Raw genomic sequence first — 26,125 nt, forward strand, 5'->3', positions numbered from 1 at the left:
GTTAAATAAACGCTCTTCCATGAGGGAGAGCGTTTTTCAGGAGGAAAGGAAATATGAGAACATACCTAGTAACAGGCGGTGCCGGTTTTATCGGTTCTAACTATATTCACTATATGTTTCAGAAATATGATAATGAGATTCGTATTATCAATGTTGACAAACTGACCTACGCAGGAAATCTTGAGAATCTCAAGGACGTTGAAAACAGAGAAAACTATACATTTGTCAAAGCTGATATCTGTGACAGCGAGGCGATCATGAAGATCTTTGATGAGAATGATATCGACCGTGTCGTTCATTTTGCAGCTGAGAGCCACGTAGACAGAAGTATCCGTAATCCGGAAGTATTTGTCAAGACAAATGTACTTGGAACTCTGGTTATGCTGAATGCAGCAAAATCTGCATGGGAACTTCCGGATGGAACCTTCAAACCGGATAAGAAATTTCTCCATGTATCCACAGATGAAGTATATGGTTCGCTGGAAGAGGATGGAGGATTTTTCTATGAGACAACTCCGTATGATCCGCACAGCCCATACTCAGCAAGTAAGGCATCTTCAGACATGCTGGTGAAATCTTATATGGATACTTATAAGTTCCCGGCAAACATCACAAACTGCAGTAATAATTACGGACCATACCAGTTCCCGGAGAAACTGATTCCGCTGATCATCAACAATGCACTTCAGGGTAAGAAACTCCCGGTATATGGCGATGGAAAGAATGTTCGTGACTGGCTGTATGTTATGGATCATGCCAAGGGAATCGACATGGTGCAGGAGAAAGGCAGACTGTTTGAGACATACAACATCGGAGGACATAATGAGAAACAGAATATCCAGATCATCCATATTATTCTGGATACTCTTCAGGAGATGCTTCCGGAAGGAGATCCGCGTAAAGAACTTGTAAGTGAGAAGCTGATCACATATGTAGAGGATCGTAAGGGACATGACCGTCGTTATGCGATCGCACCGGACAAGATCAAAGAAGAAGTCGGCTGGTACCCGGAAACCTGTTTCGAGGATGGAATCCGCCTGACCATTCAGTGGTTCTTTGAGCATGAGGACTGGATGAAGAACGTTACCAGTGGTGACTATCAGAAATACTACAACGAAATGTACAAAACAAAATAAACGCTCCGATCAATCAGACGGAGACTGAAATTGCTGCAGGCATCGGAGGAGTTTCTGAGGCTTGCGGCATTTTTAATGTTAGAAAGGATTGTTATGAAAAAAATCGTGATCATTGGAGCAAATGATTTTCAGAAGCCTCTGATTCTGAAAGCAAAAGAAATGGGATATGAGACACATGTTTTTGCCTGGAGAGAAGGTGCAACAGGGGCAGAGGATGCGGATTTTTTTTATGAGATAAGCATTGTGGAAATGGATGAGATCCTGGAAGAATGCCGCAGGATAAAACCGGATGCAGTAGCAACAATTGGTTCTGATCTTGCAAATATTACGGTGCAGTATCTGGCAGAAAAACTCGGACTTCCGGGAAACAGTGCGGATTGCATCCGACAGTCCACGAATAAATATGCTATGCGCAGTGCATTCAAAAAGGCAGGAATTCCGGTGCCGTATTTTGAATGTGTGAGAGAAGGCGAGATAGCAGAGCCGAAGAGCTTTCCGGTGATCGTAAAGCCGACAGACCGCTCGGGCAGCAGAGCAATCACCAAGGTGACAGATCCGGCAGATCTTCCGGCGGCGATTGAAGCAGCAGTCGGACAGTCTTTTGAGAAAAAAGCAATCATCGAGGAATATATTTCCGGTGCGGAGTACAGTGTGGAGACGATCAGCTACCAGGGAAGACACACCTGCCTTGCAGTCACCAAGAAATTTACAACAGGAAGTCCTCATTATATTGAGGTTGGACATTTACAGCCGGCTCCTTTGTCAGAAGAGATGAGAAGGAAGGTGGAGAACGTTGTATTTCAGGCACTGGATGCACTGGGAGTAAAGTTCGGGGCAGGGCACAGTGAATTACGGATCAACGAAAAGGGTGATATCCGGATTATAGAGATTGGTTCCCGTATGGGCGGTGACTGCATCGGTTCTGATCTTGTACCGCTTTCTACAGGTCAGGATTTTGTCGGGATGGTTGTGGACACAGCAGCCGGAAACCCACCTGTATTAAAAAAAGCAGAGTCCCACATTTCTGCAATTCGTTTTCTTATGAATGAAAATGATCTGCGGCTTCTGGAAAATATCAGACAGAATCATCCACAAAACTTAAAGAAAGTCGTGCTGGAGGGCGATGTAAAAACTGCCAATATCACAGACAGCGGAAGCCGACCGGGATTTTTTATTCTGCAGGCAGAATCCTATGAAGAAATGGGCAGGCTTTTGCATCATGGACCATGGGAAAATCCGGTTTCTGTCTTTGATACACCGATCCAGAGACTTCGCTATACAGATAACAAAAATACATTTTTTATGAAGAGAGAGGATCTTCTTCCATTCGCGTTTGGCGGGAACAAAGTACGTTTTGCACGGAAATTCATAGAAAATATGCAGGAAGAAAACTGTGACAGTATGATCATCTACGGCAACTATCACTCCAATCTCTGCCGTATCCTTGCAACGCTTTGTCATGAACTGGAAATCCCCTGCTATATGATCCATAACACGGAAGATATCAAGGATAACAGAGAGACCTGTAACAGCCGTATTATCCGTAAGATGGGGGTTGTTGAAATACCCTGCGGTAAATCAGGGATTGCCACGGCTGTGGAGCAGGCAATGAAAGAACTTTATGAGAAAGGATATAAACCGTATTATATTTACGGGAATTCCAGAGGACAGGGCAGGGAATGGGTTCCGATGAGAAGTTATGAAGAGGTCTACGAAGAGATCTGTCGTTACGAAAATATGCGAGGAGTTCATTTTGACTATATTTTTCTGGCATCCAGTACCAATGCCACACAGTCGGGACTTCTTGCAGGAAGCCTGAACAGGAGAGATAACCGTAAGATTGTAGGAATTTCTGTTTCTCGGAATTCTGCGAGAGGAAAAGAAGTGATTGCAGGAAATCTCAGAGAATATGCAGAGAAGTTCCACAGAGTACTTCCGGAAAACATGGAAGATTCGATTCATTTTACGGATTCCTATATGGAGGGCGGCTATGGTGCCTGGTCGGAGCCGGTAGCTGATCTGATCCGCCGGATTTATGGCAGTGAGGGGATCCCTCTTGATATGACCTATACAGGAAAGGCATTTTATGGTATGGTTAAATATCTGGAAGAACATAAGATCCAGGGAAAACAGATTCTGTTTCTTCATACAGGAGGAACTCCGCTGTTTTTTGACTTTCTTGAACAAGAGGATAAATAAAAATGCAGAAATTAATGATTCTGGGGGCAAGTTATTCTCAGCTCCCTCTTTATGAAGCCGCCAGACAGCTGGGGGTATCGACTGTAGCAGCAAGTACGCCGGGAGACTGGCCGGGGTTTGCAGTGGCTGATGAGAGTGTATATGCAGATATTACCAGTCCCGAGGCAATTCTAAAGGCAGCACAGGAAAAAGAAATTGACGGAATCGCAACCTGCTGTTTGGATGCAGGCGTTCGTGCACTGGGATATACCTGTGAACAAATGGGACTGATCGGTCCTTCAGCCAAGTCAGCAGATATCAGCAACGACAAATTCAAAATGAAGGAAGCCTTTATGGCTGGTGGTGTGCGCTGTGCGAGACATATCTGCATCCACAGTCTGGAGGAGTTAGAAGAGGCACTGGAAAAACTGGAATTTCCGGTTGTGCTTAAGGCAGTAGATCTTATGGGGAGCAGAGGAATTTTTCGCTGTAATACCCGTGAGGAGACTTTCTTCTATTATAATAAGACCATGGAAGCAACCCGGAAAGATTACTGTCTGGTTGAAGAATTTATCGAGGGGCAGGTGCTTGGATGCGAGGCTATGATACAGAACGGTCGACTTTTGTATTGCCTGCCGAATAATATTGAGGCTTTTCAGAGCTATGTGCCAACTCCGATCGGTCATTCTGTTCCATATAAGAAACAGAATGAACTGGGAAGAGAGGTGGAAGATCAGGTTAAACTGGCAATCCGTGCTACAGGTCTTGATAATTGTCCGGTCAACTGTGATCTGATCGAAAAAAACGGGAAGATTTATGTGATCGAGATCACCGGAAGAGCCGGAGGAACCTGCCTGCCGGAGATGGTCAGCATTTACTATGGAATCAATTATTATGAAGCAATCGTTCGTCTGGCTCTCGGTATGGATGTGCAGGAGATGTTCCGTGACAAAATTTCCGGTACGGCAAATCTTTCCAGAACCTTACTTTCGGATAAAGATGGAATTGTAAAGGCAATTCACAATGCGAATAAACCGGCAGCAGACATCGTGGATCTGTCATTTAATATTGTGCCGGGAGATGAAGTCCATCACTATACAAATGGCAGAGATCGCCTGGGACAGGTGATTCTTCGCGGAGAAAGTCTTGCAGCATGTGAGAAACGTCTGGAAGAGATTTTGTCGAAAATAAACATTGAATTTACGGTATGATTGTGAGAGAATAACATGAGAAATTACATTAGTTCAAAAAAAAGTATTTTTCTGATGCTTCATATCAGCCTTCTGTTCAGCTCTTTGAGTGGAGTTTGCTCCAAAATGGCATCCCGATATACAGGAAATATCTTTTCCATAGAGTTTATTTTCTGGTTCGGGCTTGTTTTTGTAATTATGTTTGGATATGCGATCATCTGGCAGCAGATTCTCAAGAGAATGCCGCTGACAGTGGCCTATGCCAACCGACCGGTTACACTGATATGGGGAATTATATGGGGAGCATTGATTTTTGGTGAGAAGGTTACCTGGAATATGATCGCAGGTGCAGCCATCATCTTTGCCGGTATTTATCTTGTGACGGGAGAAGACAGTGAGAAAGGCGGTGAGCATTGATGAGTCGTTTGGAGATATCTGTCTGCATTCTGCTTTTTTCTGTGTTTATTTCATCCGTTTCACAGATTTTACTGAAGAAGGCAGCTGACAGAACTTACGAAAGTTCGCTGAAGGAATATTTGAATCCGCTGGTGATCGGGGCATACGGAATGTTTTTCTGTTCTGTGATCCTCACGATGCTGGCACTGAAGTATGTACCGCTTTCCATGTCACCAATTCTGGAATCAACAGGATATATTTTTGTATCGGTGATGGGATATTTTTTCCTGAAAGAGAAATTTACCAAAAGAAAGCTTGCGGGATTTGCACTGATTCTGGCAGGCGTTATTATATTTAACAAGATATAGAGAAATGAGGGATATAGGACATGCTGGTATCCATTGTCATACCATGCTATAATTCGGAACATACCATTGGAAAAGTGGTAGAATTGGCAATAGAGGAATTTGAAAAATTAAAGGACTACGAGTGTGAATTTGTGCTGGTCAACGACTATTCCAGAGATGGAACATGGAATGCGATCCATGCACTGGCAGAAAAACACTCAAATGTCAAGGGAATCAATCTTGCGAAGAATTTTGGACAGCATAACGCGATCATGGCGGCTATGAATTATACAGAGGGTGATCTGATCATCGGAATGGACGATGATATGCAGAACCATCCGTCACAGATTCCGCTTTTTCTGGATAAGATCCGGGAGGGATATGATATTGTATTCGGTGTGTTCAAACAGAGAAAATTTTCAGCATTCAAGAATCTGACAGGAGCAGTCAGCCGTTTCTTATTGTGGCATCTTCTGGACCGTCCGAAGGATATCCAGATGAGCAGTTTCTGGTGCTGCAGACGCTATGTGAGGGATGAGATTATAAAGTATGACGGATACAATATCTTTTTGCAGGTGTTGTTTTTCCGTACGACCCATAACATTGCAAATATTGAGATTGAACATTTTGAGCGAGAGGTAGGAACATCGAATTATAATTTCCGCAAGGGACTGAATCTTTTTCTTTCCTGTCTGAATTTTACAGTGATTCCTCTTCGGGTATCCACGTTTTTTGGAACATTATTTTCAGCAGCCGGATTTATCGGGGCAGTTGTGGTGCTTGTCCGTAAGCTGCTGGACCCGACAATTGCGATCGGATGGTCCTCTTTGATGTGTGCGATGCTGGTATTGTTTGGGATTACCTTCCTGATGCTTGGAATCATAGGAGAATATCTTGGAAAGCTGATGCTGAATATCAATAAGACTCCACAGTATGTGATCCGGGATAAGGAGAATATCTGTGAACGGAGTGAACAGTAACGCGAAGAACACATCAGAGAAGGAAGAGAGGTAAGATACAGAATATGATAGATTTTAACAGGCCGGCAATTGTCGGAAATGAATTAAAATATATCCAGGATGCAGTGGCACAGGGAATGCTTTGCGGAGATGGTAAATATACAAAGCTCTGCTCAGAGTGGATGAGGAAACGGTTTGATGTGAATCAGGTTTTTCTCACAACATCCTGTACACATGCACTGGAGATGGCAGCCTTCCTCAGCGATATCCAGCCGGGGGATGAGGTTATCATGCCATCCTATACCTTTGTTTCTACTGCGGATGCCTTTGTTCTTCGAGGAGCAAGGATTGTTTTTACAGATATTCGTCCGGACACTATGAACATTGATGAAAATCTGATCGAGCAGGCGATCACAGACAAAACAAAAGCAATCGTTCCTGTTCATTATGCAGGTGTGGGATGTGAGATGAACAAAATCATGGAACTGGCAGAGAAGTATGATCTCAAGGTTGTTGAGGATGCCGCACAGGGTGTGGAGGCATATTACCATGGCAGGGCACTTGGAACAATTGGAGATTTTGGCTGCTACAGCTTCCATGAGACCAAGAATTACACAATGGGCGAGGGTGGAGCCCTTGTTTTCCAGAAGAGCGAATATCAGGAAAAGGCAGAGATCCTCCGTGAAAAGGGAACAGATAGAAGTAAATTTTTCCGTGGTCAGGTAGATAAATACCGCTGGATCGATTATGGTTCTTCTTATCTGCCGAGCGAGATGAATGCCGCTTATCTTTATGCACAGCTTGAAGAATGTGAAAAAATCAATCACAAGCGTCATGAGATCTACGATTATTATCATACAAATCTCAAGAATCTTGAGGATGCGGGCAAGCTCCAGCGTCCGTTTGTGCCGGAAGGCTGTGTACACAATGCACATATGTACTACATTAAGGTCAGAGATCTGTCTGTCAGAAGCCGGTTGATCGCTTACCTTAAAGAGAATGACATCTGTGCTGCATTTCATTATGTTCCGCTGCACAGTTCACCGGCGGGAGAGAAGTTCGGCAGATTCTGCGGCGAGGATGTTTATACGACAAAAGAGAGTGAACGTCTGGTACGGCTTCCGATGTTTTATGATCTTTCCGAAACAGATATGGAATACATTGTAGAAAAGATACAGCAGTTTGAGTTTTAGACGGAGGTAATACAATGAAAAAAAGAATATGCCAGATAGCTGCGTTGGGAAGTGCTTTGATTCTGGCGTTTTCTGCACAGGTACAGGCAGCTGCCGTTACTGCAAACGGTACTCCGGCAGCAGTCGCAACCAACAATATCCAGAGCTGGCCGGCAGGGCCACAGACCACTTCTGAGGCAGCGGTTCTGATCGATGCAGATACAGGAGCAGTTCTCTATGACAAGGGAATGAATGAATGCCGGTATCCTGCAAGTACAACGAAACTGATGACACTTCTGGTAGCAATTGAGAACAGTTCGCCGAAAGATGTCGTGACATTTACAGAGACGGGAATTCGTGATGTTACCTGGGACAGCAGTAATATCAATGCCCAGCTGGGCGAGCAGATGACGATGAAGGACTGCTGGTTTGCTGCCTATATCAAGTCCGCGAATGAGGTTTGTGCCCAGATTGCAGAATATGTCGGCGGTACAGAGGCCAATTTTGTCGATATGATGAATCAGAAAGCCAAAGAACTTGGCTGTACGCATACACATTTTGTAAATGCCAGTGGTCTGCCGGATGAAAATCATTATACCAGTGCACTTGACCTTGCAAAGATCATGAAGGCTGGTCTTAAGAATGCAAGGTTCCGGAAGGTGATTGAAAGTGTTGGCTATACAATTCCGGCAACAAACTTAAGTGAGGCAAGACCAATGCATACTCATATGCCGCTTATGGCAAAAGAATCAGATCTTTATTATGAAGGCTGCATCGGTGGAAAGACCGGTTTTGCCAATGAAGCACAGCATACTCTGGTTGTTGCGGCAGAAAGAAACGGCAGGACATACATTGCGGTGACTATGAGGACGGTTGATCTGGGAATCAACTGTACAGACAGTACAGCGTTGTTTGACTATGCGTTCAATAATTTCGATACGATTGATGTGAATGGTACAAAGATGTCTGTACCTAAGGGAGTCACGGTCAATGATCTGACGACAGAAAGCACAGACAAAAACGGCAGGACCATGAACCGTTATTATTACAATGGTCAATATGTTGGCTATGTGATGGAAGCAGATCCGACACCTGCACCAACAGAAGCACCTGTACAGGAAGAAGTAACCGAAGAAACTCCGGCAGGAGAACAGACAGAAAACGCAGTATCAGAAATACAGAATGAAACAAAGGGATTTTCCAGGACATCCAAAATCCTTCTCGGAGTGATGGCCGGAATGGGAGTGCTTCTGGTCATTCTTCTGATCCTGCTTCATCGTAAAAATTATTAGAGTAGATATGTAAACAAAAGGAGGGCAACCCATGAAAGGTATTATTTTAGCAGGCGGTTCAGGAACCAGATTATATCCGCTGACCAAGGCAATTTCCAAGCAGATCATGCCGGTATATGACAAGCCGATGATCTACTATCCACTTTCCACGCTGATGCTTTCTGGCATCCGTGAGATTCTGATCATTTCCACACCGAGAGATCTTCCGGTATTCCGTGAACTTCTGGGAGATGGAAGTCAGCTGGGAATGAGATTTGAGTACGCAGTACAGGAACAGCCGCGGGGACTGGCAGATGCCTTTATCATCGGTGCTGACTTTATCGGTGATGATGCTGTAGCACTTGTTCTGGGAGACAATATTTTCTACGGACAGAGCTTTTCAAGAGTGCTTCTGAATGCATATAAACGCACAGAAGAGGAAAAGGGAGCAACTATTTTTGGATACTATGTAAGGGATCCAAGAGAATATGGTGTCGTAGAATTTGATGAAAATGGAAAGGCACTTTCCATCGAAGAAAAACCGGAGCATCCGAAGTCAAATTATGCAGTTCCGGGACTCTACTTCTATGACAATGATGTTGTAGAGATTGCCAAAAATGTAAAACCGTCTGCAAGAGGCGAGATTGAGATCACCAGCATCAACAATGAATATCTGAGAAGAGGAACTCTTAAGGTGGAGACTCTTGGACGTGGATTTGCGTGGCTGGATACCGGAAATCATGATTCTCTTCTGGATGCAGCTGATTTTGTTGCAGCATTCCAGAAACGTCAGGGACTTTATATTTCCTGCATTGAAGAGATTGCGTACAAACGTGGATTTATCACAAAGGAGCAGCTTGTTGAGCTGGCACAGCCACTTCTCAAGACTGCCTATGGAAAATATCTGATCGAAGTAGCGGAGGGATTATAAAATGGGTAAGATCACAGTAGAAACCTGTCATATCGAAGGACTGAAGGTTATCACACCGACCGTATTCGGTGATGAACGTGGTTATTTTATGGAAACATATAATTACAATGATTATAAGGCAGCAGGGATTGACATGGAATTTGTCCAGGACAACCAGTCCAGTTCCAGAAGAGGTGTCCTTCGCGGACTTCATTTTCAGATCAATTATCCGCAGGATAAGCTTGTACGTGTTGTGAGCGGAGAAGTTTTTGATGTTGCGGTAGATTTAAGAGAAGGTTCAGAAACTTATGGACAGTGGTACGGTGTAGTTCTGTCTGCCGAGAACAAGAAGCAGTTCTTTATTCCAAAGAATTTTGCACATGGATTTGTAGTTCTTTCTGATACTGCAGAGTTTGCTTACAAATGTACAGATTTCTATCATCCGAACGATGAGGGCGGTCTTGCTTACAATGACCCGGATATCGGTGTACAGTGGCCAATCCCGGAGGACATGGAACTGATCCTTTCCGAGAAAGATCAGAAGTGGGGAGGCCTCAAGGAATACACTGCAAACAGGAGTAAAAAGGATTGAATAAAAATACCTGGCTGCCCGGAGAAATCTACAAAAACAGAAGATTAGTCTTTTCTCTGGCAAAAAATGATTTCAAAACTAAATATGCCGGTTCCTATTTTGGAACGGTCTGGGCATTCATCCAGCCGATCGTTACGATCTGCGTATACTGGTTTGTGTTTGGGCTGGCGCTCAGAAACGGATCGGACAAAGGCGTTCCGTTTGTGCTCTGGCTGATCGCAGGTCTGATTCCGTGGTTTTTCTTTCAGGAGGGACTCACAGGAGGAACAAATGCACTTCTGGAATACAATTATCTGGTCAAGAAGGTGGTGTTTAATATCCGCATTCTGCCGGTAGTCAAAGTATTCTCAGCAGTGTTTGTACATGCCTTTTTTGTTGTGATCCTGCTGGTGATCTATACCTTTATGGGCTATCCGCCGAGTCTTTATGCACTGCAGCTTATTTATTACAGCTTCTGTATTTTTATGCTGATCCTTGCACTGACTTATATGACGAGTGCGGCAGTTGTTTTCTTTCGCGATCTGAGTCAGATCATCAACATTGCCCTTCAGGTGGGAGTCTGGGTAACTCCGATCATGTGGGATTTCAATGATCTTGGACTGGGCGGGATCCTTCAGAAGATACTGAAGCTGAATCCGTTGTTTTATATCGTTCAGGGATACCGGGATTCTCTTATCGGCAAGGTGGCAATCTGGGAGCATCCGGTACTGACACTTTATTTCTGGGTGTTTACAGCGGCAGTATTTATTTTCGGAACCAGACTGTTCAAAAAACTTCAGGTACATTTTGCAGATGTACTGTAATGTGGAGAGTAGAATGAGTGAATTTGCAATTCAGGTAAAGCATCTGGATAAGATGTACAAATTATATAACAAACCCTCAGACCGTCTGAAGGAGGCACTGGGATTTAAGGTTCCGGTGCGGGAGCATTATGCACTGCGGGATGTGAGTTTTGAAGTAAAAAGAGGAGAGACTGTGGGGATTATCGGAACCAATGGTTCCGGTAAATCCACAATTCTTAAGATCATCACCGGTGTACTGAATCCAACCGGCGGCGAAGTTGTGGTAGATGGACGTATTTCTGCGCTTCTGGAACTTGGAGCCGGATTTAATATGGAATATACCGGAATTGAAAATGTCTATCTCAATGGAACCATGATGGGATTTTCCAGAGAGGAGATAGATGCACGCCTGCAGGATATTCTGGATTTTGCGGACATCGGTGATTTTGTTCATCAGCCGGTCAAGGCATATTCCAGTGGTATGTTTGTCCGTCTGGCTTTTGCCGTGGCGATCAACATTGATCCGGAGATCCTGATCGTAGATGAGGCACTTTCTGTAGGAGATGTCTTTTTTCAGGCAAAATGTTATCGTAAGTTTGAAGAATTTAAGAAGATGGGAAGGACCATCCTTTTTGTAAGTCATGATCTGAGCAGTATCGCAAGATACTGTGACAGGGTTGTACTTCTGAACAAAGGCGTGAAGCTGGAGGAAGGTTCACCGAAGCAGATGGTTGATATGTATAAGCAGCTTCTGGTGGGACAGGATCCTGCAAAACAGCAGATTCAGGAGGAAAAACCAAAGGAGAGCTGGAGCGAAGAGTTCCAGGTCAATCCAAATATGCTGGAGTATGGAAGTAAGCTTGCTGAGATCACAGACTTTGCAGTGATCGATGACAAAGGAAGGTCAACCAATACCATAGAGAAGGGAAGTACTTTCCAGATCCGCATGAAGGTTGTGTTCCATGAAGCAATCCAGGAACCGATCATGGCATATACATTCAAGGATATCAAGGGTACGGAGATCACAGGAACCAATACCATGTTTGAAAAGATGCATATTGAGCATTCTGATGAGGGCGATACCTGTACCGTAACTTTTACGCAGAAGATGTTCCTTCAGGGCGGAGAATATCTGCTGGCATTTGGCTGTACCGGATACAGGGACGGAGAATTTACAGTTTTCCACAGACTCTATGATGCATGTAATATTACAGTTGTTTCTGAACAGAATACTGTAGGTTTTTATGATATGGACTCAAAAGTAGAGATACATTACGGAGAAGAAAAATGAGTGAAAAAATAGGACAGGTTGTGCTGGATGATACGTATTATCCGGGAAAAGATTTATATACGGACGGTGCGATCGAAGATGAGATGCTTGAGATCGCCAGAACTTATCCGGAGGAAGAATGGAATCAGGTGATCGCAGAGCGCAAAAGCTGGCCGATCCTGTATCATTTTTCACATATAAGAGAAAATATCTTAAGCTGGCTTCCGTTTACAGGAGAGGAAAACGTTCTGGAGATTGGCTCCGGCTGTGGTGCGGTAACAGGTGCTCTGTGCAAAAAAGCAAAGAAGGTGACCTGTATTGAACTGTCACGCAAAAGAAGTCTGATCAATGCCAACAGACATAAGGATTTTGATAACCTCAAGATTCTCATGGGAAATTTCCAGGATATTGAAAAGAATCTCACAGAAAAATATGATTATATCACACTTATTGGCGTATTTGAGTATGGAGAGGCTTATATCCAGAGTGATACACCGTATGTGGATTTTCTGAAGATCATTTCCAGGCATCTCAAGCCGGATGGAAAGATCGTCCTTGCAATCGAAAACCGTTTTGGTCTGAAATACTGGGCAGGCTGTACAGAGGATCATTTTGGTACATTGTTTGAAGGACTGGAAGGCTATCCGACTACCAGCGGAGTGAAGACATTTACAAAGAAAGAGTTTGGTTCGATTCTCAAAGAAGCAGGTGGTCTCAAAGCATCCTGGTATTATCCATTCCCGGATTATAAACTTCCAATGACTATTTATTCAGATGAGCGTCTTCCGTTCAAAGGAGAACTGAACAGGCTGGAAACCAATTATGACAGACTTCGTCTGCAGCTTTTTCAGGAATCTCCGGTGTATGATTCTCTCCTGGATAACGATCTGTTCCCGACATTTTCAAATTCCTTTCTGCTTCTGATCGGAAAAGAAAAACCGGAAATTGAAACAGTATATTCTAAGTTTTCAAATGAAAGATCAGCAAAATTCGCACTTCGTACAGATATCTGTAAACATAACAAAAAAGATGTATTTGTGCGGAAAGTCCCAACAGAAACAGCGGCGGAAGCCCATGTAAAGAATCTGGAATCCATCTCCAGAGAAATGTCAAGGATCTATGCAAAAGAAGGGCTGGAACTGAATCAGTGCACGCTGGATAAACAGGGAGTACAGTTGGAATTTCTCAAAGGCAGGACACTGGAAGAACATCTGGATATCTTTGTGAAGCAGGGCAGGAACGAAGAAGCAGAGAAGCTTTTGTTCCATTATATTGATAAAGTACGCCGGATCCACAGCAGAGAGACATTTTATAAGACACCGGAATTTGTCAAAGTATTCGGAAATGTTTCACTGGAAGGTACATTTTCCTGCAGTGGAATCTCAAACATTGACCTGGTACCGGCCAATATCCTGATCGATGACGACAGGGTTTCCGTGATCGATTATGAATGGTCTTTCCGTTTCCCTGTTCCTGCTAATTATATAATTTACAGGATGATCCACTATTATCTGGAAAGCGACGGCAAACGCCGTGCACTGAAAGATCTGGATTTCTACAGCAAGGCCGGACTTACAGCGAGGGAACTGGAAGTATATGAAGAGATGGAGCACAATTTCCAGAATTATATCAAGGGCAGCCATGTTCCGCTTCTTGATATGTATGAAGATGTCTCTCCGGGAAAAGCCGATGCATTGTCATTCTATGAACAGCTTCGTATTGCGGGGGCGGAAAGAAAACTTCAGGTTTTTTATGACAGAGGTAAAGATTTCAGTGAAAATGATTCGGAGATTTATCCGATGGCAAAGGCAGGTCTTTGTCTGAAAATACGGATCCCGCAGGGAGTAAAGAGACTGCGCCTGGATCCCGGTGAGGCAATGGGCGGACTTCTTCTTAGGAAACTTGCATTTGAAGACGGCAGACCGGTTATTTTCCAGACCAACGGATTTGATATGGGAGATGGAAAATATTATTTCGGAGCAGGTGATCCGCAGTTTATCATCGATGATATTCAGGGAAATACACTGGATATTGAAATCGAGGTATTGAAAGAGCAGGAAGCCAGAGAAGAATTCTGGCGGAAATTCTCACAGGTGTCTTCACAGAAGGATATGGAGATCCGTCATCTGAACGAGAAAATCCGGCAGATGGAAAACACCAGAGTCTGGAAACTGTACCGTAGCATCAAAAAAAATCAGTAGGGGATAGAACATGGAAAATTTTTGTTTCAGCATAGATGAAGAACGTTACGATGACAGACATGGACATGTTCTGAGCCTGGATGGCTGGTATGCACATCCGGAAAGAAAAGTATATGAGTTTGAACTTCTGGGAGATGGCTATGACACTGTTGAACTTCCGCAGATCCAGCGAAGAGAACGACCGGATGTCGCACAGGCACTTGGCTGTGAATTCGGAGATTTTCTTCCTGGGTTTACAGTCCGGATTCCGGAGGTACTGAAGCTGGCAGAAAAATATCAGAGCCTGGAATTGTTTCTCCGCCATGATGAGGAGCGCATCAGTATCTGGGAGATCAATGCAGAGGAGCTTGATGAGCTGATCAAGGAAAATCTGGTAGAATATCACCTGGACCGGGTAGAAATCCTTTACGATACGATGCTGGAGATCCAGGGCTGGGTTGTTGACCAGAGGGGAAGCGTGGATGTGACCGTGCATCAGGAGGACGCATCACCTCTGGACTGCCGGATCAGCCGCGGACGCAGACCGGATGTGGTTGAACGAAGAAATCTTGATGAAGAATATAAGACGCAGGAAATTGGATTCCGCATATCAGCGGCACTTCCGGAAATCAAAGGAAGAGAGATCATTCTTCATTTCTGCGGTGATTCTGTCACAAAAACATGTGATATTGATATTGAAGCACTCCGAAAAGAAAATAAGCCGAAGGGATTCTTTGGCAGACTCTTTGGAAAAGAAAATGTGGCTGAGGGCGGTTATGAAGCGTGGTTCGCACGGCATAAAGCAGATAAGCGGGTACTCCGCAGGCAGAAGCATGCTTCTTTTGCACAGAAACCGTTGATCAGCATTGTAATTCCGCTGTACTGTACACCGCTTCCGTATCTTAAGGAGCTGATCGAATCTGTCCGCAGACAGTCTTACGAAAACTGGCAGCTGTGTCTGGCCGACGGAAGTCCGGATGATAAGGCGAAGGAGTTTCTTGAAAAACATTACGGAAGAGAAAAACGTATTGTCTATCAGAAACTGAAAGAAAACGGGGGTATTTCAGCCAATACAAATGCGGCGGCAGAACTGGCGAAGGGCGAGTATCTCATGTTCTGTGATCATGATGACACACTGGAGCCGGATGCTCTTTATGAAATCGTAAAAGCCATAAATGACACAGATGCAGATGTGATCTACACAGATGAGGATAAGGTCAGTATGGACGGGCAGCACTATTTTGACCCGAATTTCAAGCCAGATTTTAATCTCTTTCGTCTGAGAGAAAACAATTATATCTGTCATATTTTTGTAGTCAGAAAAAGTCTGACAGATGAAACCGGAATGCTCCGTTCGGAATTTGACGGGGCACAGGATTTTGATTTTATCTTACGCTGCTGTGAAAAGGCGAAGAAGATCACACATATCCCGAAAGTGCTGTATCACTGGAGATGTCACATGGATTCCACTGCGGCAGATCCTTCCAGCAAGGCATATGCCTATGAGGCGGGAAGAAAAGCTATCCGTGAGCATTATCAGAGAATGGGAATTGATGCGAAGGTAGATATGACGGAGCGTCCGGGCTGGTACAGAAGCCATATAAAGGTTCAGGGAAATCCTATGGTATCGATCATCATTCCGAACAAGGATCATACAGATGATCTGGAACTGTGCCTTTTTTCCATGTCACGGAAATCCACCTACCGTAATTACGAGGTTCTGATCGTGGAGAATAACAGCGAGAAGGAAGAAACCTTTGAATATTATAAAAAACTTCCGGAGCGCTATCCGAAGGTAAGGGTGCTGACCTGGGAAAAAGAATTCAACTATTCTGCGATCAATAATTTTGCTGCAAAGGAAGCACAGGGTGAATACCTTCTGTTTCTGAATAATGATGTGGAAATCCTGACACCTGACTGGATCGAGGAAATGCTCCAGAACTGTCAGCAGGAAAATGTGGCGGCTGTGGGAGTAAAACTGTACTATCCGGATGATACGATCCAGCATGCGGGCGTTGTTCTGGGACTTGGCGGAATCGCAGGGCATATTATGTGCCGTGCTTCCAGAGAAGATCCGGGATATTTTGGACGTATGATCAGCGTGCAGGAGATCAGTGCAGTGACGGCAGCCTGCATGATGGTAAAAAAATCTGAATTTGATTCGGTGAAAGGTTTTGATGAAACCTTCCAGGTGGCATTTAACGATATTGATCTGTGCATGAAATTCCGTGCGTCAGGAAAGAAGATTGTTTTTACACCTTATGCAGAGCTGTATCATTATGAATCAAAATCAAGGGGACTGGAAGATACACCGGAAAAACAGTTCCGTTTTGATAAAGAGGTAAAGAGATTCCAGGAGAAATGGGCGCAGCAGCTTGAAATGGGAGACCCGTATTACAGCCCGAATCTTTCTGTGACAGAGGGGGATTGTTCCCTGAGAGAAGACTGAGAAATGAGGTTGGATATAGATTATGGCAAGAGAAATTTTTGAAGTGACCAAAGACAGGTTTCATCTTCAGGATCCGTGTTGTTACATCCTTCAGGGGACATGGCCGAAAGAGGCAAAAATGCGTGCCTGCCTGGACGGGTCAGAGGTAAAAGCGGAGATCAAGAAGCTTGAGATGGTCAGCGCACTGGAGAGATTCAAGGATCCTGACCTTATGCGGGGGGAGAGGATCACAGCTGAGATTTGTCTTCCGGAGTCGCTGGATGGATTTCAGAAACTTTCTATTTATGCGGATATGCCGGACAAAACTTTCTGCTGGTTTTCTGTTCCTGTCAAGGATCTGGAAAAGCGAAGAAATAAACCACAGTTTTTTATTGAAGAAGAGAAGGTTCAGCAGGGATTTCTCAGGGTACGTGGCTGGGCTGTTGCGGCAGAGCCGGTGAGGATCCAGATTTTTGATGAAAATAAACAGAAGATCCAGGCAGAGATCCTTCGCACGGAGCGAGTGGATGTGGAGCAGCTCTATGAAGAAACAGAGATCCATGATAAGACAGGATTCTTTGTGGAACTGACAAATCTTACCGGAAAAGTAGTTTACATCGTTTTTTATGCAGGAAATACTAAGGCTGTCCATATTGCACATCTTCAGCCGGCAGTTGTTCTCAGCAAAAAAATCGAGAAGTATGCAAAGAAGGGACTGCGTTACTGGAGAAGTCAGGGAAGTGCAGCACTTGCAGGTAAGATCGTGGCAAAAGTCAAAACGGCTTCCACAAGAGAGATTCCATATCAGAAATGGATTCTCCGACATCTTCCGAGTCAGAAAGAACTCGAAAAACAGAAGAGGGAGAAGTTTGAATTTCAGCCAAAGATTTCAATTGTAATCCCATTATACAAGACTCCCGAGAAATATCTCAGACAGCTGGTGGAGACGGTCAAAGCACAGACATATCCGAACTGGGAACTCTGTCTTTCTGACGGAAGCGGGGCAAATTCTCCGATAGCAGGACTGCTCAAAGAACTGGAAGCCTCGGATGAGAGGATCAAAGTGGTTTCTCATGAGAGAGCACTGCAGATTTCAGAGAATACAAATGCAGGAATCGAGATCGCCACAGGTGATTATATTGCTTTTGCAGACCATGATGATGAGCTTACACCGCACGCACTGTTTGAGTGTGTCAAGGCTCTAAACAAAGACAGAAAGATTCGTGTTCTGTATTCTGATGAGGATAAGATGTCTATGGATGGGCATAAATTCTTCCAGCCGCATTTTAAACCGGATTATAATCCAGATCTGCTCTGTACGGTAAATTATATCTGTCATTTGTTTGTGGTTGACAGAAAGGTCATTGACAAGGTTGGCATGCTTCGTTCAGAATTTGACGGAGCACAGGATTATGATTTTATTTTCCGTTGTATTGAGGCAGTGGATCCGTCAGAAATTTATCATATTCCCAAGATTCTGTATCACTGGAGATGCCATGAGGATTCTACAGCTGAAAATCCGGAAAGCAAAACTTACGCATTCGAGGCAGGAAAACGCGCAATCGAGGCACATTATGAGAGAACCGGCATCCATGCAGAAGTTTATCAGGGAGAATTTCTGGGACTTTACAGGACAAGATTTATTCGTGACCATGATCCACTGATCTCCATTGTCATTCCGAACAAGGATCATATTGAGGATCTGAAACGCTGTATGGATTCTATTGATAAGAAGTCAACGTATCAGAATTATGAGTATATCATTGTGGAGAACAACAGTACAGACGAGAAGACATTTCAGTATTACAAGGAACTGGAGGCTTCCAATCCGAAAGTGCATGTGGTCTACTGGGACAGAGAGTTCAATTATTCCGCAATCAATAATTATGGTGCATCCTTTGCGAAAGGGGAATATCTGCTTCTTCTTAACAATGACACGGAGATCATCAATCCGGACTGTCTGGAGGAGCTTCTTGGCTATTGCATGAGAAGTGATGTGGGAGCGGTCGGAGCGAGAATGTATTATGAGGATGATACGATCCAGCATGCCGGTGTTGTGATTGGCTTCGGAGGAATTGCAGGTCACTGTTTTGTGCTTCAGCCAAGAGGAACTACCGGATACTGCCACAGGATTATCTGTGCACAGGATTACAGTGCGGTGACGGCAGCCTGCATGATGGTGAAGAGAGAAGCCTTTGATAAGGTCGGTGGTCTTACAGAAGAACTTGCAGTTGCTTTTAATGATATTGACTTCTGTATGAAGCTCAGGGCGGCAGGATATCTGATCGTATACAATCCATATGCGGAATTGTATCATTATGAATCCAAGTCCAGAGGTCTTGAGGATACTCCGGAAAAGGTTGCGAGATTTAATAAAGAGATCCAGATCTTTGAGAAACGGTGGCCGGATATTCTGAGAAACGGAGATCCGTATTACAATCCGAATCTGACCCTGAAGAGTCAGGATTTTTCACTGAGACGTATATAGGAGGATTTTGGAAATGAAAGTATTAGTAACAGGCGTAAAGGGACAGCTTGGATATGATGTGATGAATGAGCTGGCCAGAAGAGGTTATGAAGGTGTCGGCGTTGATGTTGCAGAGATGGACATAACAGACAGTGAGGCTGTAGAAAAAGTAATGACAGAAGTTCAGCCGGACAAGGTCGTCCACTGTGCTGCCTGGACTGCAGTAGATGCTGCTGAGGATAATCAGGAGGTTTGCCATAAAGTAAATGTGGATGGAACCGCAAATATTGCAAAGATGTGTGGAAAACTTGATATTCCGATGGTATATATCAGCACGGACTATGTGTTTGACGGTCAGGGAACCCGCCCGTGGGAGCCGGATGATCCGGTTGTGGAACCGCTGAATGTCTATGGTCAGTCCAAATATGAGGGAGAGGTTGCAGTAGAAAAGTATGCTCCTCATTATTATATTGTCCGTATTGCGTGGGTGTTTGGCCTGAATGGCAAGAACTTCATCAAGACTATGCTGAATCTCGGCAAAACCCATGACACTCTGACGGTTGTAGATGATCAGATCGGTACACCGACCTATACCTATGATCTGGCAAGACTTCTGGTGGATATGCTGGAAAAAGAAGAGTACGGAAAATATCATGCGACCAATGAGGGCGGATATATCTCCTGGTGCGACTTTGCAAAAGAAATCTTCTGTCAGGCAGGTATGGATGTCAGGGTTCTGCCTGTAAGCTCCGCAGAATATCCTGCAAAGGCAAAACGTCCGTCGAACAGCCGTATGGAGAAAAAGAAACTGGAAGAGCATGGATTTACTCGTCTTCCGGATTGGAAAGATGCTCTTAAACGTTATTTGAAGGAAATTATGTAAACTGATGAATAAAAAAAATAATTCCAGACCAAAGATCCGGACAGCACAGAAGCTGTCCGGATTTTGTCAAAGCCCTGACGTGAGGGCACTTTGCTTTTTGTTTCTGCTGCTGAGTGCAAGCTGCAGCTTTATGTTCCGGGATTATCTCTATGGAAATGATCTGATGATCTTTAATGATATCGGAAGTGATAGCTGGCAGCAGTATATCATGAATTATACCAGTATTGTAAATCATCTGAGAGATGGAAGCTTTTCTCTCTGGGATTTTAATAATGGACTGGGAATCAATCAGTTTAACTTTAATCTGTTTGATCCATTTCTGATGCTGCTTTATGGAGCCGGAGTGGTTCTGGGACCGGCACATATGCTTCTCTACATCAATGTGATCCAGATTCTCAAGATCATGGTGGCGGCATTTGCTTTTTACTGGTTTCTCTCGCAGTTTTCATTCAGTGTGCTGTCCAGGATGATCACATCTTATGCATATGCTATGAATGGTTTTCTTCTAGTGTGGGGACAGCATTACCAGTTTGGAACTGTTGTGATCTATTTTCCGCTGATGCTTCTTTTCTGTGAAAAGTTTATTCAGAAGAAAAAGGGTAAGGCACTGTTCCCGGTCATGGTATTTCTGTGCGGAATCTACAGCGTTTATTTCACATATATGTGTCTGGCAGCGACAGGACTGTATCTTGTGTTTCGAATTCTGATGCTGGACGGGCTTAGCTGGAAAGAGAGAATCCAGAGATTCCTGCTAGGCTGTGCAGAAATGATCCTGGGAGTGGGGATGAGCCTTGTGGTCTTTCTTCCGATGGCAGAAGTTCTTTTGAATGTGTCTTCCAGACTGGACAGTGACGGAACCGGGCTTCTGGATTTTCTGAGGCAGTGTTTTACACCGTATTCGCGAAAGTTTTATCTGTCCATGCTCAAAAGAATGTTCTCAAGCAACCTGCAGAATGGTTATGGACTGGCAAAGGGACCTCAGCAGTATGTGATGAATTATTATGAGGATCCAGCACTTTTCTGCTCAACACTGGCTGTTTTTCTGAATGTGCAGTTTCTTGCAGTCCTGCACAGAGCAGAGATGACAAAACGTGCCAGAAGAGTCCTGTACGGAGCGGCTGTCCTGATTTTTGCCGGTGTGGCACTCCCGATCGGTGGAATGGCATTTAATTATTTTACATTGCCGACGCAGCGTTATACATTTGTTCTGATGCCGATATTACTGCTTCTGATGGCATGGATGTGGGATTATATGCGAAAAGGCGGACGGCTGAATCTTGTGCTGATCCTCGGAGTAACTGTCCTTATGGGATGGGTATACAGATGTGGATATGAACAGGCTGGATTTCAGGAATATAAGACAAACATCCTGATCCTGACAGTTACAGGAATTCTGACAGCCCTGTGCCTGACGGTACTCTGCTTCCTGAAAGATACACAGATCCGAAATGTGATCCTTGGATTTCTGGGAGTTGTGCTTGTTGTTAATGTGGTGTCTGAGGGAGGTACAAACTATCAGAATCGTGTGACGATGAAAAAAGCAGATGTTCCGGCAGAAATGATGGAGCAGGAGACAAAGCGTTATGAAGAGATGAAGACCTCAGAGGATAAAGAGACAAAATACAGGGCAGAGCTTGAAAAACCGCAGGATTTCTTCCGGGAAATGTATAGAGTTGATCTTAAGGACTGCTTAAACTATCTAAAAGAAAAAGATCCGACCTTCTATCGTGTGGAAAAGGATTATATTTCAGGAACTGTCTCCATGGATTCATCCGGTCAGGGATATCGGGGAATCTCAACCTATAATTCTGTTATGAACGGAAATATCAAGGAATTTGTCGAAATCTGTTATCCGGAACTGTTCTTTGCAGATCATAATCATTATACCTTCTGGAATAATGTGGAAGATAACTGGCTGGCGGCTTTTCTCGGCGTGAAATATATTCTGTCGGGAAACAGCGAACCGGATGAAACGAAGTACAGACTTCTGGATCAGGTAGGAAGCCTTTATATCCATGAGAATATACGGGATGCAGAGACTGCACATTTCTATTCACAGGATATCTCGGAGGAAAGTCTGAAGGAACTGTGTACAGAAGAAACCAGAGAAGAACTTCTGGGAGAGGCGATCGCACTGGAAGACGGGACAAAGATCCAGGATGTATCTGAGATCCGGAAACTGAAATCAGAAGAACAGAAAGCAGCGGAAGAAAGTTCTTCTGTGATGCTGTATGCACCGCAGAAGGATTCTGTTGTCACGGGAAGCATCCATGCAGAGACGGATGGATATGCCATGTTTATGATTCCGTATGAAAAGGGATGGAGTCTTATGATAGATGGAGAAGAGACAGAGCTTCTGCGTGGCGATATTGGTTTTCTGGCGTGTAAAGTGCCAGAGGGAGATCATACAGTTCTTCTTACCTTCCGGGCTCCGGGTCTTAGAGAAGGTGCGGTGGGAAGTATTCTGTGCTGGATTCTGTTTGCAGGAAGCAGGATACTGATCCTGTACAAAAAAGAAAAATCAGCGGGTGCCTGAAGGCATACCGCTGATTTTTCTTTTTGGTGTTTCGTGGGCACTGTTTTATAAAAATACAGGTTCCTTATGATTTCGCAATTTTGATGATCCTCCACAGAATCAGAAGGAATACTACGAGTCCGGCACCGCCGATCAGAATGTATGGAAGATTGTTTGTGTTCTCAGAGTATGCTCTGGCAGCTTCCAGATTCTGTTCGCTTTCGTGGTCGAAGGAAGTTGTCTCTTCCGGTACGTCCTCCATGACAGCAGTTCCAACGGCATTGCCGCCAAAGAAATACTGTCGGGTATACTCGCCATCCTGAATCTCGCCGTCCTCAGTGGTGAGGCTGTCGGCTGTGGCACCGGTCGGAACATAAACATCTCCTCCGGAAACCATATTGAAGTCGTTATTTCCAAGAGAAAGAGTCTGGAAATTATCGAACCCATAATCAAGAAGACTTCCCGCTTCCGTGGCAGTCGTTCCGGAAGCACCCTGAAGTACGACTGCAATCAGAGTAGTATTGTTTTTTTCAGCAGCACAGACAAGCGTGCTTCCAGATGCTTCGGTATAACCCTCTCTTCCGCCGAGACAATACTGATAGTAAGCAGCATTGGAGGCGGACATCATAGAAAAGTTATTTGTAAGAACACGATCACCGCCGGATACGTTTGTAGCAGGGATAGTATAGGAAGCGGTGCCGGCAATGGTCCGGAAGGATTCATTATCGATGGTTGCCTTCATGATCAGTGCCATGTCGTGCGCTGTCGTATGCTGGTTTTCGTCCGGAAGTCCTGTTGGATTTGTAAAAACAGTATTTGTACATCCAAGCTGTGCAGCACGGTCATTCATCATCTGTACAAAAGCGTCCACAGAGCCCCCGATATGTTCAGAAAGCTGAAGTGCGATATCGTTGGCGGAACTGAGCATGATCGCATAGAGGCATTGTTCTACAGTAAAAACTTCATCCAGCTGGGCGGAAATATTAGCACCGCCGTCGGTAACACCGGACACACCGGTTGCTGTCATGGTAACCTGATCCGTGAGCTGACAGTTCTCCAGGGCAAGAAGAGTTGTCATAATCTTGACGGTGGCACCGGGATAAAGTACCTGATCCATATTTTTAGAATAAAGAAGAGTCTGTGTGGCGTCCTCCATGATCACAGCAGCGGAGGAAGTGATCTCCGGGCCCTGCGGCCATCCGGGAATACTGTTGGTGGTTACGGCAGAGGCATCCGTCTGTGTATCTGTGGTTGTTTCTTCCGCTGCAAAAACCGGTGTCTGGAACATTAAAGAACAGGAAATTCCCAGAGTCAGAAGACCGCGGCATAATTTTTTTAATTGCATAATCTATTCTCCTGTGACTGATAAAGTAGTATATTTTTTGTTAAAGAAAAATACGTAACTGCGAGGATATTGAACAGTTACAAAAATACATATCAACTCTTATAATATCCCATTTTTCGACGCAATTCAAGCAGAATGACATAGCCCCTTGCAAAAACAGGCCCAGAATGGTAAAATAAAGCCACTTATGAATAAAAATAGTGTAAATAAAAAGTCCGAGGACACATATATGAATAAAAAACAACAGGCTGTGGGAGGAATCCAGTGGGGGCGTATGCTTAAGAAACTGAATCCCTACACAATTCAAAAAGGATTCCGTTATCTGAAGCATTATGGTCCAAAAGAATTCTGGATTCGTCTGCATGAGCGTTTTGAACCGGAAGAAGTTCCGTATGGTCCGTGGTATGAGGCATATATCCCGGATGCGGCAGAACTTGAGAAGCAAAAGAAACACAAGTTTGGCTATACGCCGCAGATCAGTGTCGCAGTACCGGTATTTCGTACACCGGAGGTTTTTCTGCGTCAGATGATCCAGTCTCTTCTTGATCAGACGTATCCGAACTGGGAACTCTGTATTGCAAATGGAAGTCCTGAGGACACCGCAATGGCAGCTGTTCTTAAGGAATATAGTTCCAGAGACAGGAGAATCTGTGTCAGAAATCTGGATGAGAATCTCGGAATCGCGGGAAATACCAATGCGGCGCTTACCATGGCAGGAGGAGAATTTGTAGGACTTCTTGACCATGATGATCTTCTGGCACCGAATGCTCTCTATGAAATCGTAAAGAAACTCAATGAAGACAGGCAGCTGGATGTTGTTTATACAGATGAGGATAAGGTCACAACTGACCTCAGTGAACATTTCCAGCCACATCTCAAGCCGGATTTTAATCTGGATCTTCTGAGATCCAATAACTATATCTGCCATTTTTTTGTGGCCCGTAAATCCATCGTGGATAAGGTGGGGGGATTTCGGCAGGAATTTGACGGTGCACAGGATCATGATTTTATTTTCCGCTGTGTAGAAGAAGCTTCCGGAAGAGTGGGACATGTACCGGAAATCCTTTACCACTGGCGCACACATAAAGCGTCGACAGCAGATAATCCTGCCAGTAAGATGTATGCATTTGAGGCAGGCAGGAGAGCAATCGAGGCACATCTTGGGAGAATGGGCGTTGAAGGCGAGGTAAGTCATACACCAGATCTTGGTTTCTTCCGCGTGAAGTACCCGGTTCATGGTGAACCGATGGTCTCTATCATCATTCCGAATAAAGATGAGAAGGAATCCTTAAAGGCATGTATAGAGTCAATCAGAGAGAAGACAGAATATCAGAATTATGAGATTTTGATCATAGAAAACAACAGTACTTCGGAGGAGATTTTTCATTATTATAAAGAACTTTCCAGAGATCCGAAGATCCGTCTCCTCAGATGGAAGAAAGAATTCAATTATTCTGCCATCAATAACTATGGAGTACGCCATGCAAAAGGCGAGTATCTGCTCTTTTTGAACAATGATGTAACGGTGATCACCCCGGGCTGGATCAAGGAAATGCTTGGTGTCTGTCAGAGAAGAGAAGTCGGGGCAGTTGGCGTGAAGCTGATTTACCCGGATAATACGATCCAGCATGCGGGATGTGTGATTGGGATCGGTGGTATTGCAGGGCATATGTTTGTCGATATGCCGGCGAACAGGACGGGATATCTTCACAAGGCCTCGATTCTTCAGGATATGAGTGCGGTGACAGCTGCCTGTATGATGATGAAGCGCAGTGCTTTTGAGGAGGCTGGTGGTTTTACGGAGAAACTGTCCGTTGCATTCAATGATGTGGATCTTTGTCTGAAGGTACGTAAGAATGGAAGTCTGATCGTATATGATCCATATGTTCAGTTATATCATATGGAATCCAGGACAAGAGGGGCAGAGGACAGTGAAGCCAAGGTAAGACGTTTCCAGGAGGAAATTGAATATATGCGTTGCCAGTGGATCGATATTCTCAAAAAGGGTGATCCTTACTATAATAAGAACCTGTCTCTGACGAAATGGAATTACTCCCTTCGACCGATCCGGGGAATGGAGAAACATGGCAATAAGGAGAAATAA

The 26,125-nt window shown here is 44.3% G+C and carries 19 protein-coding genes; 18 read left to right on the top strand and 1 reads right to left on the bottom strand.

The window, feature by feature from the left end; genetic code table 11:
* Positions 1–53 precede the first annotated feature (53 nt).
* From rfbB to LIR34_RS11610, 17 genes are all read left to right on the top strand, one after another.
* The gene (rfbB, locus tag LIR34_RS11530) at positions 54–1,136 is read left to right on the top strand and encodes a dTDP-glucose 4,6-dehydratase (RefSeq protein ID WP_173902819.1); all 1,083 of its coding nucleotides are present in this window, start codon (positions 54–56) and stop codon (positions 1,134–1,136) included.
* 75 nt (positions 1,137–1,211) lie between these two features.
* Positions 1,212–3,335 (top strand): pyridoxal-phosphate dependent enzyme, encoded by a 2,124-nt coding sequence (locus LIR34_RS11535; protein ID WP_173902820.1) that lies wholly within the window; start codon positions 1,212–1,214, stop codon positions 3,333–3,335.
* 2 nt (positions 3,336–3,337) lie between these two features.
* Positions 3,338–4,525, top strand: coding sequence for an ATP-grasp domain-containing protein (locus tag LIR34_RS11540; protein WP_173902821.1), 1,188 nt, complete (start codon positions 3,338–3,340; stop codon positions 4,523–4,525).
* Between the two features lie 15 nt (positions 4,526–4,540).
* Positions 4,541–4,921, top strand: a complete 381-nt coding sequence (locus tag LIR34_RS11545) for an EamA family transporter (protein WP_173902822.1) — start codon at positions 4,541–4,543, stop codon at positions 4,919–4,921.
* A complete protein-coding gene (locus LIR34_RS11550) occupies positions 4,921–5,268 on the top strand; it encodes a DMT family transporter (RefSeq protein WP_161284964.1) in 348 nt (115 codons plus the stop codon). Before LIR34_RS11545 ends, LIR34_RS11550 begins: the two co-directional genes overlap by 1 nt.
* Positions 5,269–5,288: 20 nt before the next feature.
* Positions 5,289–6,227: a glycosyltransferase family 2 protein gene (locus tag LIR34_RS11555; protein WP_173902823.1), complete on the top strand. Its 939-nt coding sequence runs from the start codon at positions 5,289–5,291 to the stop codon at positions 6,225–6,227.
* A gap of 44 nt (positions 6,228–6,271) precedes the next feature.
* Positions 6,272–7,399: a dTDP-4-amino-4,6-dideoxygalactose transaminase gene (gene rffA / locus LIR34_RS11560; RefSeq protein ID WP_173902824.1), complete on the top strand. Its 1,128-nt coding sequence runs from the start codon at positions 6,272–6,274 to the stop codon at positions 7,397–7,399.
* A 14-nt stretch (positions 7,400–7,413) separates the two neighbouring features.
* The gene (locus tag LIR34_RS11565; RefSeq protein ID WP_173902825.1) at positions 7,414–8,670 is read left to right on the top strand and encodes a D-alanyl-D-alanine carboxypeptidase family protein; all 1,257 of its coding nucleotides are present in this window, start codon (positions 7,414–7,416) and stop codon (positions 8,668–8,670) included.
* Positions 8,671–8,701: 31 nt separating this feature from the next.
* Positions 8,702–9,580 (top strand): glucose-1-phosphate thymidylyltransferase RfbA, encoded by an 879-nt coding sequence (gene rfbA, locus LIR34_RS11570; RefSeq protein WP_161284960.1) that lies wholly within the window; start codon positions 8,702–8,704, stop codon positions 9,578–9,580.
* Position 9,581: 1 nt separating this feature from the next.
* Entirely contained in the window at positions 9,582–10,151 is a 570-nt protein-coding gene (gene rfbC / locus LIR34_RS11575; RefSeq protein WP_161284959.1) for a dTDP-4-dehydrorhamnose 3,5-epimerase, read from the top strand.
* Positions 10,148–10,954 (top strand): ABC transporter permease, encoded by an 807-nt coding sequence (locus LIR34_RS11580; RefSeq protein ID WP_161284958.1) that lies wholly within the window; start codon positions 10,148–10,150, stop codon positions 10,952–10,954. Before rfbC ends, LIR34_RS11580 begins: the two co-directional genes overlap by 4 nt.
* A 13-nt stretch (positions 10,955–10,967) precedes the next feature.
* Complete coding sequence (locus LIR34_RS11585) at positions 10,968–12,224, top strand: ABC transporter ATP-binding protein (RefSeq protein ID WP_161284957.1); 1,257 nt, start codon at positions 10,968–10,970, stop codon at positions 12,222–12,224.
* A complete protein-coding gene (locus LIR34_RS11590; protein WP_173902826.1) occupies positions 12,221–14,404 on the top strand; it encodes a methyltransferase in 2,184 nt (727 codons plus the stop codon). Before LIR34_RS11585 ends, LIR34_RS11590 begins: the two co-directional genes overlap by 4 nt.
* Positions 14,405–14,414: 10 nt before the next feature.
* Positions 14,415–16,832, top strand: coding sequence for a glycosyltransferase (locus LIR34_RS11595; protein WP_173902827.1), 2,418 nt, complete (start codon positions 14,415–14,417; stop codon positions 16,830–16,832).
* A gap of 22 nt (positions 16,833–16,854) precedes the next feature.
* Positions 16,855–19,299: a glycosyltransferase family 2 protein gene (locus LIR34_RS11600; protein ID WP_173902828.1), complete on the top strand. Its 2,445-nt coding sequence runs from the start codon at positions 16,855–16,857 to the stop codon at positions 19,297–19,299.
* A gap of 13 nt (positions 19,300–19,312) precedes the next feature.
* A complete protein-coding gene (rfbD, locus tag LIR34_RS11605) occupies positions 19,313–20,161 on the top strand; it encodes a dTDP-4-dehydrorhamnose reductase (RefSeq protein WP_173902829.1) in 849 nt (282 codons plus the stop codon).
* 4 nt (positions 20,162–20,165) lie between these two features.
* The gene (locus LIR34_RS11610) at positions 20,166–22,697 is read left to right on the top strand and encodes a YfhO family protein (RefSeq protein WP_173902830.1); all 2,532 of its coding nucleotides are present in this window, start codon (positions 20,166–20,168) and stop codon (positions 22,695–22,697) included.
* Between the two features lie 64 nt (positions 22,698–22,761).
* On the opposite strand, the gene LIR34_RS11615 is transcribed toward LIR34_RS11610, so the two are convergent.
* Positions 22,762–24,021 carry a D-alanyl-D-alanine carboxypeptidase family protein gene (locus tag LIR34_RS11615; protein WP_173902831.1) on the bottom strand — a complete coding sequence of 420 codons (1,260 nt, stop codon included), beginning with the start codon at positions 24,019–24,021 and terminating at the stop codon, positions 22,762–22,764.
* A 229-nt stretch (positions 24,022–24,250) separates the two neighbouring features.
* On the opposite strand from LIR34_RS11615, the gene LIR34_RS11620 reads away from it, so the two are divergent.
* Positions 24,251–26,125, top strand: coding sequence for a glycosyltransferase family 2 protein (locus tag LIR34_RS11620; protein ID WP_173902832.1), 1,875 nt, complete (start codon positions 24,251–24,253; stop codon positions 26,123–26,125).

The organism is Blautia sp. MSK17_66 (genome assembly GCF_020538025.1).
In the GTDB taxonomy this organism is placed as follows: Bacteria; Bacillota; Clostridia; order Lachnospirales; family Lachnospiraceae; genus Blautia_A.

Bases quoted from the DNA above. Each gene is read 5' to 3' on its own strand.
- rfbB (WP_173902819.1), top strand. From the start codon at position 54: ATGAGAACATACCTAGTAACAGGCGGTGCCGGTTTTATCGGTTCTAAC.
- LIR34_RS11535 (WP_173902820.1), top strand. From the start codon at position 1,212: ATGTTAGAAAGGATTGTTATGAAAAAAATCGTGATCATTGGAGCAAAT.
- LIR34_RS11540 (WP_173902821.1), top strand. From the start codon at position 3,338: ATGCAGAAATTAATGATTCTGGGGGCAAGTTATTCTCAGCTCCCTCTT.
- LIR34_RS11545 (WP_173902822.1), top strand. From the start codon at position 4,541: ATGAGAAATTACATTAGTTCAAAAAAAAGTATTTTTCTGATGCTTCAT.
- LIR34_RS11550 (WP_161284964.1), top strand. From the start codon at position 4,921: ATGAGTCGTTTGGAGATATCTGTCTGCATTCTGCTTTTTTCTGTGTTT.
- LIR34_RS11555 (WP_173902823.1), top strand. From the start codon at position 5,289: ATGCTGGTATCCATTGTCATACCATGCTATAATTCGGAACATACCATT.
- rffA (WP_173902824.1), top strand. From the start codon at position 6,272: ATGATAGATTTTAACAGGCCGGCAATTGTCGGAAATGAATTAAAATAT.
- LIR34_RS11565 (WP_173902825.1), top strand. From the start codon at position 7,414: ATGAAAAAAAGAATATGCCAGATAGCTGCGTTGGGAAGTGCTTTGATT.
- rfbA (WP_161284960.1), top strand. From the start codon at position 8,702: ATGAAAGGTATTATTTTAGCAGGCGGTTCAGGAACCAGATTATATCCG.
- rfbC (WP_161284959.1), top strand. From the start codon at position 9,582: ATGGGTAAGATCACAGTAGAAACCTGTCATATCGAAGGACTGAAGGTT.
- LIR34_RS11585 (WP_161284957.1), top strand. From the start codon at position 10,968: ATGAGTGAATTTGCAATTCAGGTAAAGCATCTGGATAAGATGTACAAA.
- LIR34_RS11590 (WP_173902826.1), top strand. From the start codon at position 12,221: ATGAGTGAAAAAATAGGACAGGTTGTGCTGGATGATACGTATTATCCG.
- LIR34_RS11595 (WP_173902827.1), top strand. From the start codon at position 14,415: ATGGAAAATTTTTGTTTCAGCATAGATGAAGAACGTTACGATGACAGA.
- LIR34_RS11600 (WP_173902828.1), top strand. From the start codon at position 16,855: ATGGCAAGAGAAATTTTTGAAGTGACCAAAGACAGGTTTCATCTTCAG.
- rfbD (WP_173902829.1), top strand. From the start codon at position 19,313: ATGAAAGTATTAGTAACAGGCGTAAAGGGACAGCTTGGATATGATGTG.
- LIR34_RS11610 (WP_173902830.1), top strand. From the start codon at position 20,166: ATGAATAAAAAAAATAATTCCAGACCAAAGATCCGGACAGCACAGAAG.
- LIR34_RS11615 (WP_173902831.1), bottom strand. From the start codon at position 24,021: ATGCAATTAAAAAAATTATGCCGCGGTCTTCTGACTCTGGGAATTTCC.
- LIR34_RS11620 (WP_173902832.1), top strand. From the start codon at position 24,251: ATGAATAAAAAACAACAGGCTGTGGGAGGAATCCAGTGGGGGCGTATG.